The following is a 15,846-nucleotide window of genomic DNA, read 5'->3' as shown; positions in this document are numbered from 1 at the left end:
AAAGTTTAAATAGTGATTGAGTTTAGCTTTCTATAAGCCCAGCTCTGCGCAATAAAGCCTCTGGCTCAGGTTTACGACCGCGGAAACGCTCGTATAGTTTCATAGGGTCTTCGGTACCTCCCTTAGACAATACATTTTCCTTAAATTTCTTTCCAATCTTCTCATTAAAAATTCCTTCCTCTTTGAAATATTCAAAAGCATCTGCATCCAGCACTTCTGCCCATTTGTAAGAATAGTAGCCAGAAGAGTATCCTCCTTGAAAAATATGAGCAAAGGAAGTGCTCATACACGTTTGCGGAGTGTCAGGATAAAGTGAAGTATCTCCAAAAGCCTTTGTCTCAAATTCCTTGACATCTCTAATTTCTGTGGGATCTTGACCGTGCCAAGACATATCAAGTAGCCCAAAACTAAGTTGTCGCAACGTCTGCATACCTTCCTGAAAGGTAGCGGCCGCCTTAATCTTCGTAATAAGTTCCATCGGGATGACCTCCCCCGTTTCATAATGTGTTGCAAAAAGTTCTAAAGCCTCTTTCTCATAACACCAGTTCTCGAGCACTTGACTGGGAAGCTCCACAAAATCCCAAAATACAGACGTCCCAGATAAACTCGGGTATGTGGTGTTTGCAAGCATCCCGTGTAGACCGTGACCAAACTCGTGAAAGAGTGTCGTCACCTCATTAAACGTAAGCAATGACGGTTTGCTAGGTGTAGAAGGTGTAAAATTACACACATTTGAAATATGTGGGCGGTGGTTCTCACCATCTTTACGCATTTGTGATTTGAAAGAAGTCATCCAAGCGCCACCACGCTTGCCTTTGCGGGGATGGAAATCTGCATAGAATAAAGAAATATATGCTCCTTTATCGTCATACACGCGATAGGTTTTTACATCTTTATGGTACACATCAACATCCGAAACTTGCTTGAAAGTAAGGCCAAATAGTCTTTCGGCCACTTGAAAGACGCCAGAGATTACGTTTTCGAGTTTAAAATAGGGTTTTAGCTCCTCGTCATCCAGTCCGAAGAGTTGTTTTTTTAGTTTTTCAGAATAAAAGGCACCATCCCATTTTTGTAAGTGGTCAATATTGTCTTTTGCTTTCGCAAAATTTTCCAACTGTACAAACTCCCTTTCGGCAGCTGGTTTTGCCTTCTCAAGTAGTTCGTTGAGGAAGCTCGTTACTTTTTCTGGAGTTTTTGCCATACGCTCTTCGAGCACAAAATGTGCGTGCGTTTTATATCCCAAAAGCTGGGCGCGCTCGTGACGTAGTTTTGCAATTTTGAGTACGTTTTCCTGATTGTCGTGTTTATTGTTTTGAAATGCCTTAGCACCAAAAGCAAGCGATAGCTTTTTGCGCAGTTCACGGTTTTCGGCATATTTCATAAAAGGAATATAGCTTGGGTAGTCCAGTGTGATGACCCAGCCCTCTTTATCCCTAGACTTGGCCTCTGCCGTGGCGGCCTCTTTTAAACTTTCTGGTAATCCCGCGACATCCTTTTCATCGGTAAGGTGAAGTTCGTAGGCATTTGTTTCGGCGAGAATGTTTTCGCCAAATGTCAACTTTAGTTTTGCGAGCGCTTCGTCTATTTCGCGCAAGCGGGATTTTTTATCTTCTGAGAGATTTGCTCCATTGCGAGAAAAACTCTTAAATGTTTTCTCAAGAAGTGTTTTTTGCTCTACAGAAAGATCTAAATCTTCTTTCTGAGCGTATATATTTTTAATACGGTTAAATAATGCAGTATTGAGCGTAATGTCATTACTCAGTTTAGATAACCAAGGAGAGACTTCCTGAGCTATTTTTTGAATGGTATCGTTAGTCTCCGCACTATTGAGATTAAAGAAAATACTGGAAATACGATCGAGTGTTTTTCCAGAATATTCCAGAGCCTCAATCGTATTTTGAAATGTTGAAGGTTCTGGATTTGATGTAATTACATCTATTTCTTTTCGACTAAGAGCTATAGCTGCCTCGAAAGCAGGTTTGAAATGACTGTCATCAATCTTAGAAAAAGGAGCTTCGTTAAAGTTTTGAAGTAGTGGATTTATGCTTGAGGAATCTGACATGAGTTTCTAAAATTTTAAAAATATTGTGTAGTTCGTCGAAATTATTATTGAAATTATCGAACTAATTAAGAATTTTCCTATAATTGTAGGGTATAAACAAGGAAACAATACATTTGTTTTACTTTATATTGAGATTTCCCCCAACTCAATGTGTATAATACAAAAAGGTTTGATTAATATTTAGAATGGTTAATAAATACAGTATCAACTTTCCAACACATTGATAAAGACCGCTCCCCCAGGAGCGGTCTTTGCTTTTAGAGACTTTTTGCTCCCTCTATAACTTTTTGCTTAAGACCTTCTTTGTACTCTAAAATCGTTTTTTGGATTTCAGAATCTCTTGCGCCTAAGATTTGAGCTGCGAGAATTCCTGCGTTTTTTGCTCCATCTAATGCTACTGTTGCCACGGGAACGCCACCTGGCATTTGTAAGATAGAGAGCACAGAGTCCCAACCATCTATAGAATTACGTGACTTTACGGGAACTCCAATTACAGGTAACGGAGAAAGAGAAGCGACCATTCCAGGTAAATGAGCGGCGCCACCAGCACCAGCAATAATGACGTTGATACCGCGAGTATGAGCGTTCTGTCCATAGTCAAATAATTTTTCTGGTGTACGATGGGCACTTACTATGTCCACTTCGGTCGTGATGTTAAATGTCGCCAGTATGTCTATGGCTTCTTGCATAACTGGTAAGTCGCTGGTGCTTCCCATAATGATTCCTACTTTCATATTTTTTTATTGAGCTGATTATTTAGGCTTTTAAATATTTCAAAATCCAAGTTTTGATGTCATCGTATTCAAATTCTCCCTTCGAAGCTTTTATTACAAACTGATACTTCTCCTCTTCCGTTGCATTAAGTTCAAAGTGACCTTGATAGAGAAGATACCGCATAAGGGCGTAAGCCATACGCTTATTTCCATCTATAAAAGGGTGGTTAATGATTATGCTTTGAAAAATGGCGGCCGCTTTATCAATAATCGTAGGATATAAGTCCCTCCCGTCAAAGGTCTGATAAGGTCTATTAATGGCAGAGAGAAGTCCTTGCTCATCTCGAACCCCTGCGCTTCCTCCTGAATGAGAGAATATCAATTCATTGAGTTCTTTAATAAGCTTTGGAGTTATCACTGCGCGAGTCTTTTAAAAAGGTTTTCTTCCTCTTTCAAGAGTTTAGTGATGTATTCCTTAGCTCGAGTTTCATTTTTCTGTAAGTCTGTCAAAAAATGATCTGCTTGGTCAAGCTGTGTTGGATCAAGATTGTCAATAAGATCTTTTATTTTTTGCTTTTTCTGAAAGGAAGTCATAACATCATTTTTAATAAAGTTACAAAAAAGCTATTGAGCGATTACTCTTATTTTTTTCTTAACCTCCTGCGCCACCGCTCTTGCTTTTGTTAAATCTTCGTCTACAATAGTCACGTGGCCCATTTTCCGGAACGGGCGCGTTTCTTTTTTACCGTATATGTGCGGGGTTACCCCATCCATCGCCATAATTTCGGCAATGTTTTCATACACGACGTTTCCTGTATGACCTTCGGCACCTACTAGATTTACCATCACAGACGCTACCTTGCTATCGGTTTTTCCTAGGGGTAAATCTAAAATGGCACGTAGGTGTTGCTCAAACTGGTTTGTAAACGCTCCTTCTATACTGTAGTGCCCACTATTGTGAGGCCGTGGAGCGACTTCGTTTACTAATACCTCATCGTCTTCCGTTTGGAACATTTCCACCGCAAGAAGTCCTACGTGACTGAAGGCTTTTGAAACCTTTTCGGCAATTGCTCTGGCTTTTTGGGCTACTTTTTCGTCTATTCGGGCGGGGCAAATCACGTATTCCACCTGATTTGCTTCGGGGTGAAATTCCATCTCAACCACCGGATATGTTTTTACATCACCAGATACGTTTCTTACCACAATCACCGCGAGCTCGTTTTTAAACGGAATCATATCTTCGGCGATGCAGGGTACTTCTGGTAGGGTTTCTAAATCTTCGGCTTTTCTGATTACGGCAACACCTTTTCCGTCGTAACCACCCTGGCAGGATTTCCAGATATAAGGGTAGGAGCGGGATGAGGCTGGTATCGCTTTCGCGAAAGCGTACTTCTCAAAAGTCGCCGTAGGAATCTCATTATCCTTATAAAACTCCTTCTGCACGCCCTTGTCCTGAATATTACGCAACACAGAAGGTTGCGGAAACACCTGAACGCCCTCTTGCTCGAGCTTTTCTAGCGCTTCAATATTTACGGTCTCAATCTCAAAAGTGAGCACGTCTACCTGCTTGCCAAAATTGTAAACCGTATCAAAATCCATTAAACTTCCCTGCTCAAAATGGTCACAGGCAATCCTGCTGGGAGCCACATCGCTGGGGTCTAGTACGTAGGTCTGGATATCAAATTTACGCGTGTCGTACAGCATCATTTTTCCCAGCTGACCACCGCCGAGAATGCCTAATTTAAAATCTGAAGAAAAGAGGTTTTTCATAGGTTAAATTTTTCGCTTGTGCGAAAGTAAATACAGTTCAAAAATACAAAATCGAAATCCACTACCCGAATGTGATGCGGTGTTTTGAGATTTGTCCCGACAGTTCGGGATGGAATTTGGGTTTTTGTCGTTTGTCCTTGGTATCTTTGCGCCTTTAATCGCGGGGTGAGAGTCAGGCGTAAAATTGCCCAGGTCTTGCTTCAAAATGAAAAGTAATTTAAGATTAACACCTCATACGTTTACATTGGGGTAGCTTATTTGTGATATGAAAACGGTACAGTTACACGACCTTACTTTTGAGAAATGCATTTCTAAAACCCAAGTACAGCAAGCTGTAAATGGTGTTGCGGTACGACTTAATGATGATTACAGGGGCAAGAGGCCGGTGTTTCTTACCGTGCTTAACGGTGCATTCCTTTTTGGAGCAGAGCTTATCAAGAAATTTGATAGTGAGTGCGAGCTCAGTTTTATAAAAGTAGCAAGTTATGACGGGACGGAGCAACGCGACGAAATCTATACTGTAATGGGTGCAGAGCCCTCTCTCAAAGGTCGGGACGTCATTGTGGTGGAGGATATTGTAGATTCAGGAAATACGATTGATACAATTATCCAGATACTTAAAGATGAGGACGTGGCATCCTATACCATTGCATCTTTATTTTATAAGCCAGCCGCCTACAGGAAATCACATAAAATAGATTATATAGGTCTTGAAATTGAGAACGACTTTGTCGTAGGATTTGGCCTCGACTATAACGGACTGGGTCGCAACCTGACCTCCATTTATAAACTTAAACAACACACGATGAAAAACCTAGTATTGTTTGGCCCTCCAGGAGCTGGCAAGGGCACGCAAGCCGAAGTTTTAAAAGAAAAATATAACCTCGTTCATATCTCAACAGGAGATGTTTTTAGATACAACATTAAGAATGGGACGGATCTTGGAACGCTGGCAAAATCATACATTGATAAAGGCCAACTTGTTCCAGACACGGTAACTATAGATATGCTCAATGCAGAGGTAGAGAAGAATGCACAGGCCCAGGGTTTCATTTTTGACGGATTCCCTCGTACGGAAGCACAAGCAGTTGCACTTGCTGCACTTCTTGAGTCTAAAGGAACAGAGGTAGCTGCGATGGTAGCCCTCGAGGTAGATGATGAGGTGCTGGTAAAACGGCTTTTAGAGCGTGGTAAAACTTCTGGAAGACCTGATGATGCAGATGAAGACGTGATTCGTAATAGAATAAAGGTATATTATGCAGAGACGGCTATCCTAAAAGATTTTTATGAGAAGCAGGATAAATATTACGGTGTAAACGGTGTGGGAAGTGTAGACGAGATTACGGAGCGATTGAGTACAGTGATTGATACGTTGTAAGGACTTGAACTTATGTTCGCTTTCGCGAAAGGCTTAATGCACGAAACTGCACCTATTAAGAGTGAATAAAACAATGGCGATACGGGAGCAGGCTCCTACTTTTCGCAGGAATTGAATGACTTATGACTGAAGGAAATTTTGTTGACTATGTAAAACTCCACGTAACCTCTGGTAACGGTGGCGGTGGGAGTGTGCACTTACACCGAGAAAAGTTTATTGAAAAAGGTGGTCCAGATGGAGGAGACGGTGGTCGTGGAGGTCACATTATTATTCGCGCAAATCCAAATATGTGGACGCTCTTGCATTTAAAGTTTAAACGCCACCTACGGGCAGGTCACGGAGGTCACGGAGCAAAATCAAGGTCTACTGGTCACGATGGAGAAGATGAATACATTGATGTGCCATTAGGTACTGTGATCAAGGATACCGAAACAGATAAAGTAATTTTTGAAATAACCGAAGAGGATCAAGAATTCATCGTCGCCGAAGGTGGTATGGGAGGACGTGGTAACTGGCACTTTAAATCCAGTACCAACCAAACGCCACGATATGCACAGCCCGGAATAGAAGGATACGAGCGACAACTCACAATAGAGTTAAAGATTCTCGCAGATGTAGGATTAGTTGGTTTTCCTAATGTTGGGAAATCCACTTTACTATCTGTTATAACTGCGGCAAAACCAAAAATTGCCAACTATGAATTTACAACCCTAAAACCAAACTTAGGGATTGTGGAGTACAGAGACTTCAAAACATTTGTTGTTGCAGACATACCTGGTATCATCGAGGGTGCCGCCGAAGGAAAAGGAATAGGGCATCGTTTCTTAAGACACATAGAACGTAACTCGACCTTGCTATTTATGATTCCCGCAGATGCAGATAGTATCTCAAGGCAATACGATATCTTATTAAATGAACTTCAAAAGTACAATCCAGAAATGCTGGATAAATCTCGTCTTATCGCGATTACTAAATGTGATATGCTGGACGAAGAGCTTAAAGCAGAGCTTAAAGAAGAACTAGACCGCGAACTTCCTATAGATTATATGTTTATTTCCTCTGTGGCGCAACAGGGGTTAACGGAATTAAAGGATAGATTGTGGAAGATGTTGAATGAAGAATAGTTAAGAAATCCTAAACCCACAACAATCCGTATATAATCTTGTTACATTTATATAAAACAAATTATATGCGGATTTTTTCATCCCTTTTTATAGCGATAACTTGTATCAGTTGCGGGTCTACTTATGTGGAGTATGACTACGATAAGGAAGCTTCTTTTGATAGTTATAAGAGCTACAACTACGACTTTACTAAGGTGACGGGCTTGTCAGAATTTGACGAGCGTCGTTTTGTAAAATATACCGACAGCTTGTTACAGAGCAGAGGAATGACCCTTACCGAAAATCCAGACTTATGGATTACACTATTTTCAGAAGAGTTTGAATCTCAATCTAGAAATACACTGGGTGTTGGAGTAGGAGGTGGTGGCGGTAATCTAGGCGTGAGCGTAGGTGGTGGGATTCCCATAGGTGGCCGTGAACAAAACCAACTGATAACGGTAGATTTTTACGATAACGAAAAGAATGCACTGGTCTGGCAGGCCAAAAGCGAGAGTGCGGTAAAAGTAAAAGCTACCCCACCACAGCGTGACGCCTATTTCAAAAAACTGGTGGAAAAAATCTACAAGAAATATCCGCCAAAGAAATAACATCAAGTATAATTTCCCTTTGGCATTCCTTTTGCATATTTGCACGTAATGAAAAACCTAATCCCCTTTATTCTCGTTGTCTTATTCTTAGTGTCTATGAATGCTAGTGGTCAGGAGTCCGCTTTCGCGAAAGCGGAATCATTATTCAAGAAAGAGCAGTACAAAAGCGCAAAGCCCCTATTTGAGTCTTATCTCAAGTCCAATAGGAATGACCTTAAAACGCTAGAATACCTAGGTGATATCGCAGGACACGCCAAAGATTGGGACACCGCAATAGCATACTATGAAAGACTCGTCGAACTAGACGGAAATGTAGCAAACTACCACTATAAGTATGGCGGTGTGATGGGAATGAAAGCTTTGGAAATTAATAAACTGCGTGCGGCAACAATGATAAGCGATATAAAAGGCGCCTTCTTAAAAGCTGCAGAACTTGATCCAAAACACATAGAAACCCGCTGGGCACTTGTAGAGTTTTACATTCAGCTGCCCGGAATCATAGGCGGAAGCGAAGAAAAAGCCATAAAATATGCAGCTGAGCTTTCGGCAATTTCCCCAGTAGACGGTTACCTCGCCAAAGGCTACATCGCCGAATATAACGACCGCCCTAAAGATGCTGAGCGGTACTATATAGCAGCTGTTAAAGAAGGTGGTTCTATGACCTGTTACACAAAGCTCTATGAGCATTATGAAAAACAGGGGATGAGCGCAGAAGCTCTTGCCACGATTCAAGAAGCTCAGGAAAAGCACAAGTCTAATAATAGATTGCACTATCAATTAGGTAAAGTAGCAGGTCAGTACGGCATCGGACTGGATCAAGGCATTGAGTGCCTCAATCAATACATTGCGTTATACTCTGCAAAGGACGGTGTTCCTAAGGACTGGGCCTATCTTCGTTTAGCTCAAATCTATAAGCACAAAGGTGATAAGGAAAAAGCCGAAATCTGGATAGACAAAGCGCTTTCCAGCAGATCAGACTTCAAGGAAGCCCTCGCCGAAAAACGAATTATTCAAGCACTCTAATCCAGCAGCGCAGGATTAATATCCATAATATTCTCTGTCCGGTAGCGGTTTATAAAATCTTTAGTAAAGTACCCAGCACCCATTAATTGTGCAGCGCCCAGACGCACTTGTATATCTAATTTTTTATACTCCTTTAAATATTCCTGAGAAAGTGGCTTGTAGCTGTAGTGCCAAGGCTCGTACTTGAAACCTTTTCTATTTATGGCATCCGTGTAAACGAGATAAAAACCATACTCATTTGCGTGAGCATCCATCCACTCCTTAAACTTACAAAACGGTCCTGTGCCGTGAAATTTTGAGGGTACGAGGACGTCGCCCTTTACCTTTGGTGTACTATCGATGAGGTCGATATCAGTCCCCCAATGGTGTCTAGAAGTGCCAGGGATTGTGGAGTATTCTATAATTTTTTCGATGGATTTTAAAGGGGTGAGGCCGCTTTCGCGAAAGCGTTTGTACTTACGTTCCCATATCCTATTCTGATGGTCATAATCGCGATAACTCGAAACCACTTTTATTGAAATCCCATCTTTTAAGGCTGCAGTTTTTAAAAGTTCAAAAGCTTGAGCCGCCTCTGGACGCAAACGGTAGCCATCACCCGAGGTCATATCAGGATTTCCTTTGCCTAGAAGCTCCTCTTCTGATATAATGGTTTGGGCGTTGAGAGCGCAAACGATAAATAGGAGAAGCAGGGTAGGAGCAATATTAGATTTTAATTTCATAATTGTTTTTTCATTACATAATGGGGGCCAACTTTAGGAATATCAAATTCAGAGCCAAAGGTCGTATACCCTTGTTCCTTATAAAAGTTAACCGCCGCAATGCGCGCATTGAACCAAAGCACGTCCTGTCCCTTACTTCTTAAAATTTCTTCTCCTCTCTTTAAGAGCATAGCTGCGAGGCCACGCTTTCTATATTCTGGAAGCACGGCCATACCTCGCAGACGTGATTGTACACCTTTAAATATAGGGTTATGATCTTTCATAAAACTGGCAACACCTACAATCTGATCTTTAAAATAGATGCCTAGATGAAAAGTAGATTCTTTCTCATCTGCCTCCATATATACGTCTTCTAGCGGTCTCCCTGCTCTTAGGACAGGATGCCGGACTGGCCAAGTATCTTCTGCGGTAATATTTTTAAGATCGTACAGTGAATTTTCAAGTTTATAGAGCAGTACTCGTTGTCCATCATAATCGATTTCTTTTACGATGTCCATACCACACTTTTCAAGTACGTTATGCGAGCTTTTATTATTAACGGCAGCATGAGCGACTAGCGATGGGTATTTTAATACATTAAAAGCATACTGTATGCAACCTCGGGCACTTTCGGTAGCGTAGCCCTTGTTCCAATAGTTTTTGTAAAAGCGATAACCTATGTCAACGACGCGTTTATCGGGGTGGTATTTTAGTCCGCACCAGCCTAGGAATGTATCATCCTCTTTACGAATGACAGCATATCGCCCTAATCCGTATTTTGCGTAAGCGTCATAATTAGTTATAAATTTGTGTGCAGCATCTTGATTAGTAAACGGTGGGTCTCCCGTATACCTTATGACTTCTGGGTCATTGTTCATTGCGAAGAAATGCGAGGCATCTTCAGTAATAAATTGCCTAAGGTATAAGCGCTCGGTTTCAATAATTTTAAGCATTATGCGCGTACGTCACTATATTCTGGATGCCTGTCAAACTGAACTTCGGCAAAGGGGCACAAGGGTTCTATTTTGAGATTGTTTTTACGTGCATAGGCAACCGTGTGAGCAACAAGCTTAGAGGCTAACCCCTTTCCTTCTTCAGGAATCTTTGTTTCTGTGTGGTCTATGGTAATATGAGTGTCACTATTTTTAATATAGGTAAGTTCAGAAATAACTCCTTTTTCTCCTCGAATGAGAAAAAAACCTCTATTTTCGGTTTCCTTATGTTTGATATCCATCTGGTTAGTGATTTTGGTTAGAAACAATCCTGGAAACCTAAAAATAAGAAGAAAGGAGTGTTGAGACTACAATTTATGCAATTTTTAAGGTGATTTACCTGGTGATATAAAATGCTCCAGCGAGATCCTTACGACCTTCTAATTCAAGAACGTAATAATATGTTCCTACGGGTAACTGGTTATTGCCGTCTATGTTAAAACGACCGTCGGATTCCCCATTAAAGGAGTTGTCATAATTCTCCATTGAGAATACTTCGAGTCCCCAGCGGTTATATAACCGTAAGGTGTTAGGAATATCTTCTATTCCTTCTATGACAAAGAATTCATTAAGGCCATCTCCGTTAGGACTCATTCCCGTAAAGACTGTAATTCCTGCGTTCCCTTGCACGGCAGAGCCTAGGGTAATAATTTCATAAAGATTGGGCTCAATAAGCGATGAGGTAATCTCTCCAGAGTCTAGTGTCCCAGTACTTGCTGTGTTTCCTAAATCTACCCATTGCTCCATTGCGATAGAGTATCCCACTACCCTAAGGTTTGCAATATTATCAGTAAGAGCTGGAACGTTACTTTGATTATCCCAAGTCAATGTAACCTCGACAGGGGCACTACCATTTAAATCCCAAAATTCTTCAGTACTAACTATGGCAAGTGTATTGTCTAGGGCATCAGTATTAAAAGAAGCTGTAAACGTCGTGGGATTGTTAGGGTCTTCAAAGAAATATGCTGTATTAAAAATGTTGCCCCCATTGTTGGGCGAAGCAGAAACACTAAGAGGGCGTAGTCTAAAATCATCACCTATGGGAAATCTATAATCAAGTTCTCCAGAAGTGCTAGCGTAGCCGTCTACATGACGGTCATCGTTTTCTCCGTCATAAAGGGAATTGTCAATAAAATCTAGAGTCACGGAGGTGTTGTTCCTAGGTGTAAGAACGCGTCCATCTATAAAGTCCATAAAATTTATAACGCCCACAGAAACATCGAGCGTGAGATCATTAGGTACATCACTTTCCATATTAAAGAAAACTGGAATACGAGTTCCTGAAATACGAAGTCCATTGTCTTCGTGATAGAAGCCCACAAGACCTAGGTTGTCATCAAAGTCTCCATCATTTATGAGATCCCCGTGAAAACCTAACTGCCCACCTTCGTGCACTTGTAAATTTCCGAAGTTATGTAACGCTTCTTGAGCCATAACAGAAGTTATAAGTCCAAAAATTATAAATATAGATATGATCTCTTTCATAACTTATAGTTTTGTGATTGCTGCGTTTGTAAAAACTGCATTTACGGCATTACCATTATTGTTTAAAACGTATCTAAAAGCAATATCATCTCCAGCGTTTGCGGTATAGATAACGGTTCCAGAAGTGCCCCAAAAATCAGTTGGATTCGTAGGGATATCTACAAAACCCCTAGAGAGATACGCCACTTGAGTGCCGTTAATCCAAAGGCCAATAATGTATTTATGAGAGCCTAAAGGAAGATTAGATGTAGATGTTGCTCCAGAGAATAGATACTGTCCCGCTTCATTTATCGTGATGTGACCATTTGCTAGAACAGTAAATGCCGTACCCACGTTAGCCTGAACATTAGCTGGGCTTAAAGGGAAATCAGTAAACGCATTATTAGGTGTTGCTAGTGTTCCACCTTGACGGTTTAGAATAACGGTATTCTTTTTTCCCTCTATGACGTTCCAGGCAGTGCCATCGTACTGTCTAAGCTGCTCGACTTCATTATCATAAACCAGCATACCCTCTTCTGCTCCTGTAATCGCATTAATTTCAGCAGTAGTCGCATTTTGAATTTTGGTTAAAAATCTTGCGTCAGGAGATTGCGCTTTCGCGAAAGCAAAAACAACTAAAAAACCAAAAAATAGAATATTCTTAATCATAGATCCCAAAAAGCAATTTGATCTTCCTCTATTTCCGTAATAATGGAAAGAGCGATGTCCGTGTTATACATTATAAATTCTGCCATCGGGGACCTTGATGTTAAGTTGGGATTCCCACCAGTATTGGCAGCAAGTAAAAAAAAATTCTGATTTAAGGTATAGCGACGGTTTGGAAATGCTCCAGAAACCTGTGTTGTATTATTACGTCTTATTAAGATAGACGTTGTACCTCTCTGTAGCGTGTACTGACTCCATTGATCTGTAAAAGCTCTATTTGCAAAAGATCGATTTGTTGCACAACAAAAGCCGGGGTCAAAAAATACTTGACCACTTGTCCAGTTCATATGTGGCGTCCAGCGTTCTGCATTGTTGCGAAAATTACCAAAATTATACTGCACGCGTTCTACGGGTCTCAAGACCATTACTATGGTCGCATTTGCACCTGCGTTAGTCGCAATTTGAATATTAGTCTGTGTGTCTAGATACTGGCTGTTGTTCTCTGGAACTATATAGGGATTTGTAGGGTCAGGAAAAAATCGAGGTTGTCGAGATAATACGGGTTGTTGGGCGTGCCTCCCTAAACCACTCTGATCATACCAAGTCACTACAAAAACATTACTTCCAGCACGCCAGGTATTAATAGCATCTACGTCCACCATATCAACATCATTACACCCAAAGTCCATCTGAGCATTATCACTTGCTCTACGCAATCTGACAAATGGTCCATCATAGTCAGACTCAAGAAGCCGTAATCCATAGGCAAAGCTTATATTTTCAAGTTTTGCGTCCAGTGTATGGTTAGGGGTAATCCCTGGGAACTGATTATAATTACCCACTTGGCAAAACCCGCTAGCAGCTGTCAAAAAGAGAAATATAAGCAACGTTATTTTTCTCATCTAAATTTGCTTTAAGTCACCTGTGATATGATAGGTGTTGGCCGCCGTACACATAATCCCGGCTCCTGCATTAGGACCTGCCGTTCTAAAACGTGACAGCCTGTTTAGAATCGTTGCACCTCCACCTGCCTGAAAAATCACACGACCAGTACCCAGTTGATATACGCTCACATTAAACCCAAGATCAAGACCTGGAGGAACCGTAAGTGTCACATCTGTTGTACTATTAAAAGTGATTACATTTCCAACATCAGAAGCTTGAAGGGTATAGCTCGTAGTCTTTGCATCTATGCTCGGTGCAAAATAAACCCGTCTCCACCTAATTCCATCATATACGTAAGCTCCCGTTCGAGTATTATCGTACAATAATGCTCCCGTAGCTATTGTGCCTACAACGTTATCTATGTTTGAATCGACAGTCTCGTCATTCTGCTTGATGTTAGTTATAAGTCCTGCTTCTACGGTTTGCGCTTTCGCGAAAGCGTAACCTAGAAAAATCAATAGTATAGTTATCGTTTTTGTCATAGTCTTTTTTTTAGAATCCAGGCATACGGATTACGGTAAACATAAACTCAGAGTCAAATCTCGCGGTATCAGAACCACCATTGTCATTATCACCTACAATAACATCAAAGGTTGTTCCTGTTTGGTTTATGTACCAAATATTTGCATTGTCATTTCCGGCACCATTTCTACTAATTACGGTAAGTTGAATAATATAATTGGTTCCAATATCCACAGGAAGAGTAACTGTATAATTGCCTAGGCTATTTCTGGTAACAGTTGCATTAAAGATTGAGCCACCTCCTGCAGCTGCTGCTTTCCCCGATGCAAAAATAGTCGGAACCTCTATAAAGTTCCCATTGGCATCTGACGCTATACCTACTTCAGGTTGTCTATTTTCGAAAGGATTATTGCTTATTTGGACATCTGCATTGTTTTCACCATAAGCTTTAGCTTGTATTCGTCCTTGTTCTGTAAAGATATATTCTACATTCTCACCACCGTCATTCCTTAGGATTATGGCTCCGCTTCCATTGGAACTTTGTTCAATGAGAATATCATCATCTACTGTTGATTCAATATCTAATTGTACACCTAGGTCGTCTACAGCTCTTATTAATTCACCCTGTGTGTCAGCTACTGTTAATCGCACATCAGGGTTTTCTGTTCCGATTCCCGTATCACCAGAGTCCTCTATGACGAACTCCGTCCCTGAGGTGCGTGTGGTAGTCCCATCGCTTTGTGTTCCGAGTTCAACTCTATTGCCTGTGGTGTTATTCACAAAGGCGTCATTAGTAGAATCATTACTTCCCGTCGTGCCAGCAATCTCGTCAATAGCATCCTGCACGTTTGTTGCCGTGAGCATCGATACAGTGTTGTCGTATGGATTTGAAAGCGCATTGGTGTCAATTGTAGTGGTCGCACCCGTCTCGTCGGTGTAGGTATAAGTGCCGTCACCGTTGTCTACGAGTGTAGATATGGACGTATCTGAGATGAGTGTGGTCGCTCCGCTTGCATCGGTAAAGATGAACTCCCCATCGTTTGCTCCCGGTACGAGGCTCACTGTCCCTGCTGAGGCATTGATCTCATCGATGGCATCCTGCACGTTTGTTGCCGTAAGCATCGATACGGTGTTGTCGTACGGATTAGAAAGTGCATTGGTGTCAATTGTAGTGGTCGCACCCGTCTCGTCGGTGTAGGTATAAGTCCCGTCACCGTTGTCTACGAGTGTAGATATGGACGTATCTGAGATGAGTGTGGTCGCTCCGCTTGCATCTGTAAATATGAACTCCCCATCGTTTGCTCCCGGTACGAGGCTCACTGTTCCTGCCGAGGCATTGATCTCATCGATGGCATCCTGCACGTTTGTTGCCGTGAGCATCGATACGGTGTTGTCGTATGGATTTGAAAGCGCATTGGTGTCAATTGTAGTGGTCGCACCCGTCTCGTCTGTGTAGGTATAAGTCCCGTCACCGTTGTCCACGAGTGTAGATATGGACGTATCTGAGATGAGTGTGGTCGCTCCGCTTGCATCTGTAAATATGAACTCCCCATCGTTTGCTCCCGGTACGAGGCTCACTGTTCCTGCTGAGGCATTGATCTCATCGATGGCATCCTGCACGTTTGTTGCCGTAAGCATCGATACGGTGTTGTCGTATGGATTTGAAAGCGCATTGGTGTCAATTGTAGTGGTCGCACCCGTCTCGTCGGTGTAGGTATAAGTCCCGTCACCGTTGTCTACGATTGTAGATATGGACGTATCTGAGATGAGTGTGGTCGCTCCGCTTGCATCTGTAAAGATGAACTCCCCATCGTTTGCTCCCGGTACGAGGCTTACTGTCCCTGCTGAGGCATTGATTTCATCAATAGCATCCTGTACGTTTGTTGCTGTAAGTCCAGAGACTGCATTGTCATATGGATTAGAAAGGGCATTGGTATCTATTGTTGAAGTTGCACCCGTCTC

The 15,846-nt window shown here is 41.8% G+C and carries 17 protein-coding genes; 4 read left to right on the top strand and 13 right to left on the bottom strand.

The window, feature by feature from the left end:
- Positions 1-22: 22 nt before the first annotated feature.
- From EAX61_RS15910 to EAX61_RS15890, 5 genes are all read right to left on the bottom strand, one after another.
- A complete protein-coding gene (locus EAX61_RS15910; RefSeq protein ID WP_121918707.1) occupies positions 23-2,062 on the bottom strand; it encodes a M3 family metallopeptidase in 2,040 nt (679 codons plus the stop codon).
- Between the two features lie 257 nt (positions 2,063-2,319).
- A complete protein-coding gene (gene purE, locus EAX61_RS15905; protein WP_121918706.1) occupies positions 2,320-2,796 on the bottom strand; it encodes a 5-(carboxyamino)imidazole ribonucleotide mutase in 477 nt (158 codons plus the stop codon).
- 22 nt (positions 2,797-2,818) lie between these two features.
- Positions 2,819-3,193: a type II toxin-antitoxin system death-on-curing family toxin gene (locus EAX61_RS15900; protein ID WP_121918705.1), complete on the bottom strand. Its 375-nt coding sequence runs from the start codon at positions 3,191-3,193 to the stop codon at positions 2,819-2,821.
- A complete protein-coding gene (locus EAX61_RS15895) occupies positions 3,190-3,369 on the bottom strand; it encodes a hypothetical protein (protein WP_121918704.1) in 180 nt (59 codons plus the stop codon). Before EAX61_RS15895 ends, EAX61_RS15900 begins: the two co-directional genes overlap by 4 nt.
- A 30-nt stretch (positions 3,370-3,399) precedes the next feature.
- Positions 3,400-4,545: a 5-(carboxyamino)imidazole ribonucleotide synthase gene (locus EAX61_RS15890; protein WP_121918703.1), complete on the bottom strand. Its 1,146-nt coding sequence runs from the start codon at positions 4,543-4,545 to the stop codon at positions 3,400-3,402.
- Positions 4,546-4,810: 265 nt separating this feature from the next.
- Between EAX61_RS15890 and EAX61_RS15885 the strand changes: the two genes are divergently transcribed.
- From EAX61_RS15885 to EAX61_RS15870, 4 genes are all read left to right on the top strand, one after another.
- Positions 4,811-5,923, top strand: a complete 1,113-nt coding sequence (locus EAX61_RS15885) for an adenylate kinase (protein ID WP_121918702.1) — start codon at positions 4,811-4,813, stop codon at positions 5,921-5,923.
- 122 nt (positions 5,924-6,045) lie between these two features.
- A complete protein-coding gene (gene obgE, locus EAX61_RS15880) occupies positions 6,046-7,047 on the top strand; it encodes a GTPase ObgE (RefSeq protein WP_121918701.1) in 1,002 nt (333 codons plus the stop codon).
- A 65-nt stretch (positions 7,048-7,112) separates the two neighbouring features.
- Positions 7,113-7,634, top strand: a complete 522-nt coding sequence (locus tag EAX61_RS15875; protein ID WP_121918700.1) for a DUF4136 domain-containing protein — start codon at positions 7,113-7,115, stop codon at positions 7,632-7,634.
- A gap of 48 nt (positions 7,635-7,682) precedes the next feature.
- Complete coding sequence (locus EAX61_RS15870; RefSeq protein WP_121918699.1) at positions 7,683-8,657, top strand: tetratricopeptide repeat protein; 975 nt, start codon at positions 7,683-7,685, stop codon at positions 8,655-8,657.
- Here EAX61_RS15870 and EAX61_RS15865 read toward each other — a convergent pair.
- The 8 genes from EAX61_RS15865 to EAX61_RS16495 form a co-directional block, all read right to left on the bottom strand.
- On the bottom strand, positions 8,654-9,376 hold the full coding sequence (locus tag EAX61_RS15865; protein WP_121918698.1) for a M15 family metallopeptidase: 723 nt from the start codon (positions 9,374-9,376) through the stop codon (positions 8,654-8,656). The genes EAX61_RS15870 and EAX61_RS15865 overlap by 4 nt on opposite strands.
- Positions 9,373-10,308: a GNAT family N-acetyltransferase gene (locus tag EAX61_RS15860; RefSeq protein ID WP_121918697.1), complete on the bottom strand. Its 936-nt coding sequence runs from the start codon at positions 10,306-10,308 to the stop codon at positions 9,373-9,375. Before EAX61_RS15860 ends, EAX61_RS15865 begins: the two co-directional genes overlap by 4 nt.
- Positions 10,308-10,589 carry a GNAT family N-acetyltransferase gene (locus EAX61_RS15855; protein ID WP_121918696.1) on the bottom strand — a complete coding sequence of 94 codons (282 nt, stop codon included), beginning with the start codon at positions 10,587-10,589 and terminating at the stop codon, positions 10,308-10,310. Before EAX61_RS15855 ends, EAX61_RS15860 begins: the two co-directional genes overlap by 1 nt.
- Before the next feature lie 94 nt (positions 10,590-10,683).
- A complete protein-coding gene (locus tag EAX61_RS15850; RefSeq protein WP_121918695.1) occupies positions 10,684-11,832 on the bottom strand; it encodes a T9SS type B sorting domain-containing protein in 1,149 nt (382 codons plus the stop codon).
- Between the two features lie 3 nt (positions 11,833-11,835).
- Entirely contained in the window at positions 11,836-12,480 is a 645-nt protein-coding gene (locus tag EAX61_RS15845) for a hypothetical protein (RefSeq protein WP_121918694.1), read from the bottom strand.
- A complete protein-coding gene (locus tag EAX61_RS15840) occupies positions 12,477-13,379 on the bottom strand; it encodes an arabinofuranosidase catalytic domain-containing protein (protein WP_121918693.1) in 903 nt (300 codons plus the stop codon). The genes EAX61_RS15845 and EAX61_RS15840 overlap by 4 nt, the downstream gene beginning before the upstream one ends.
- On the bottom strand, positions 13,380-13,904 hold the full coding sequence (locus EAX61_RS15835; RefSeq protein WP_121918692.1) for a hypothetical protein: 525 nt from the start codon (positions 13,902-13,904) through the stop codon (positions 13,380-13,382). It lies immediately after the preceding gene.
- 10 nt (positions 13,905-13,914) lie between these two features.
- On the bottom strand, positions 13,915-15,846 hold a 1,932-nt coding region (locus EAX61_RS16495), incomplete at its 5' end, for a beta strand repeat-containing protein (RefSeq protein ID WP_430641076.1).

Origin of the sequence: Dokdonia sinensis (genome assembly GCF_003688895.1) — a bacterium.
Classification (GTDB): domain Bacteria; phylum Bacteroidota; class Bacteroidia; order Flavobacteriales; family Flavobacteriaceae; genus Dokdonia; species Dokdonia sinensis.
This window is presented reverse-complemented; position numbering and strand designations above follow the sequence as displayed.

What these genes read in the sequence shown, in the direction of transcription:
- EAX61_RS15910 (WP_121918707.1), bottom strand. Translation starts at nt 2,062, where the DNA reads ATGTCAGATTCCTCAAGCATAAATCCACTACTTCAAAACTTTAACGAA.
- purE (WP_121918706.1), bottom strand. Translation starts at nt 2,796, where the DNA reads ATGAAAGTAGGAATCATTATGGGAAGCACCAGCGACTTACCAGTTATG.
- EAX61_RS15895 (WP_121918704.1), bottom strand. Translation starts at nt 3,369, where the DNA reads ATGACTTCCTTTCAGAAAAAGCAAAAAATAAAAGATCTTATTGACAAT.
- EAX61_RS15890 (WP_121918703.1), bottom strand. Translation starts at nt 4,545, where the DNA reads ATGAAAAACCTCTTTTCTTCAGATTTTAAATTAGGCATTCTCGGCGGT.
- EAX61_RS15885 (WP_121918702.1), top strand. Translation starts at nt 4,811, where the DNA reads ATGAAAACGGTACAGTTACACGACCTTACTTTTGAGAAATGCATTTCT.
- obgE (WP_121918701.1), top strand. Translation starts at nt 6,046, where the DNA reads ATGACTGAAGGAAATTTTGTTGACTATGTAAAACTCCACGTAACCTCT.
- EAX61_RS15875 (WP_121918700.1), top strand. Translation starts at nt 7,113, where the DNA reads ATGCGGATTTTTTCATCCCTTTTTATAGCGATAACTTGTATCAGTTGC.
- EAX61_RS15870 (WP_121918699.1), top strand. Translation starts at nt 7,683, where the DNA reads ATGAAAAACCTAATCCCCTTTATTCTCGTTGTCTTATTCTTAGTGTCT.
- EAX61_RS15865 (WP_121918698.1), bottom strand. Translation starts at nt 9,376, where the DNA reads ATGAAATTAAAATCTAATATTGCTCCTACCCTGCTTCTCCTATTTATC.
- EAX61_RS15860 (WP_121918697.1), bottom strand. Translation starts at nt 10,308, where the DNA reads ATGCTTAAAATTATTGAAACCGAGCGCTTATACCTTAGGCAATTTATT.
- EAX61_RS15855 (WP_121918696.1), bottom strand. Translation starts at nt 10,589, where the DNA reads ATGGATATCAAACATAAGGAAACCGAAAATAGAGGTTTTTTTCTCATT.
- EAX61_RS15850 (WP_121918695.1), bottom strand. Translation starts at nt 11,832, where the DNA reads ATGAAAGAGATCATATCTATATTTATAATTTTTGGACTTATAACTTCT.
- EAX61_RS15845 (WP_121918694.1), bottom strand. Translation starts at nt 12,480, where the DNA reads ATGATTAAGAATATTCTATTTTTTGGTTTTTTAGTTGTTTTTGCTTTC.
- EAX61_RS15840 (WP_121918693.1), bottom strand. Translation starts at nt 13,379, where the DNA reads ATGAGAAAAATAACGTTGCTTATATTTCTCTTTTTGACAGCTGCTAGC.
- EAX61_RS15835 (WP_121918692.1), bottom strand. Translation starts at nt 13,904, where the DNA reads ATGACAAAAACGATAACTATACTATTGATTTTTCTAGGTTACGCTTTC.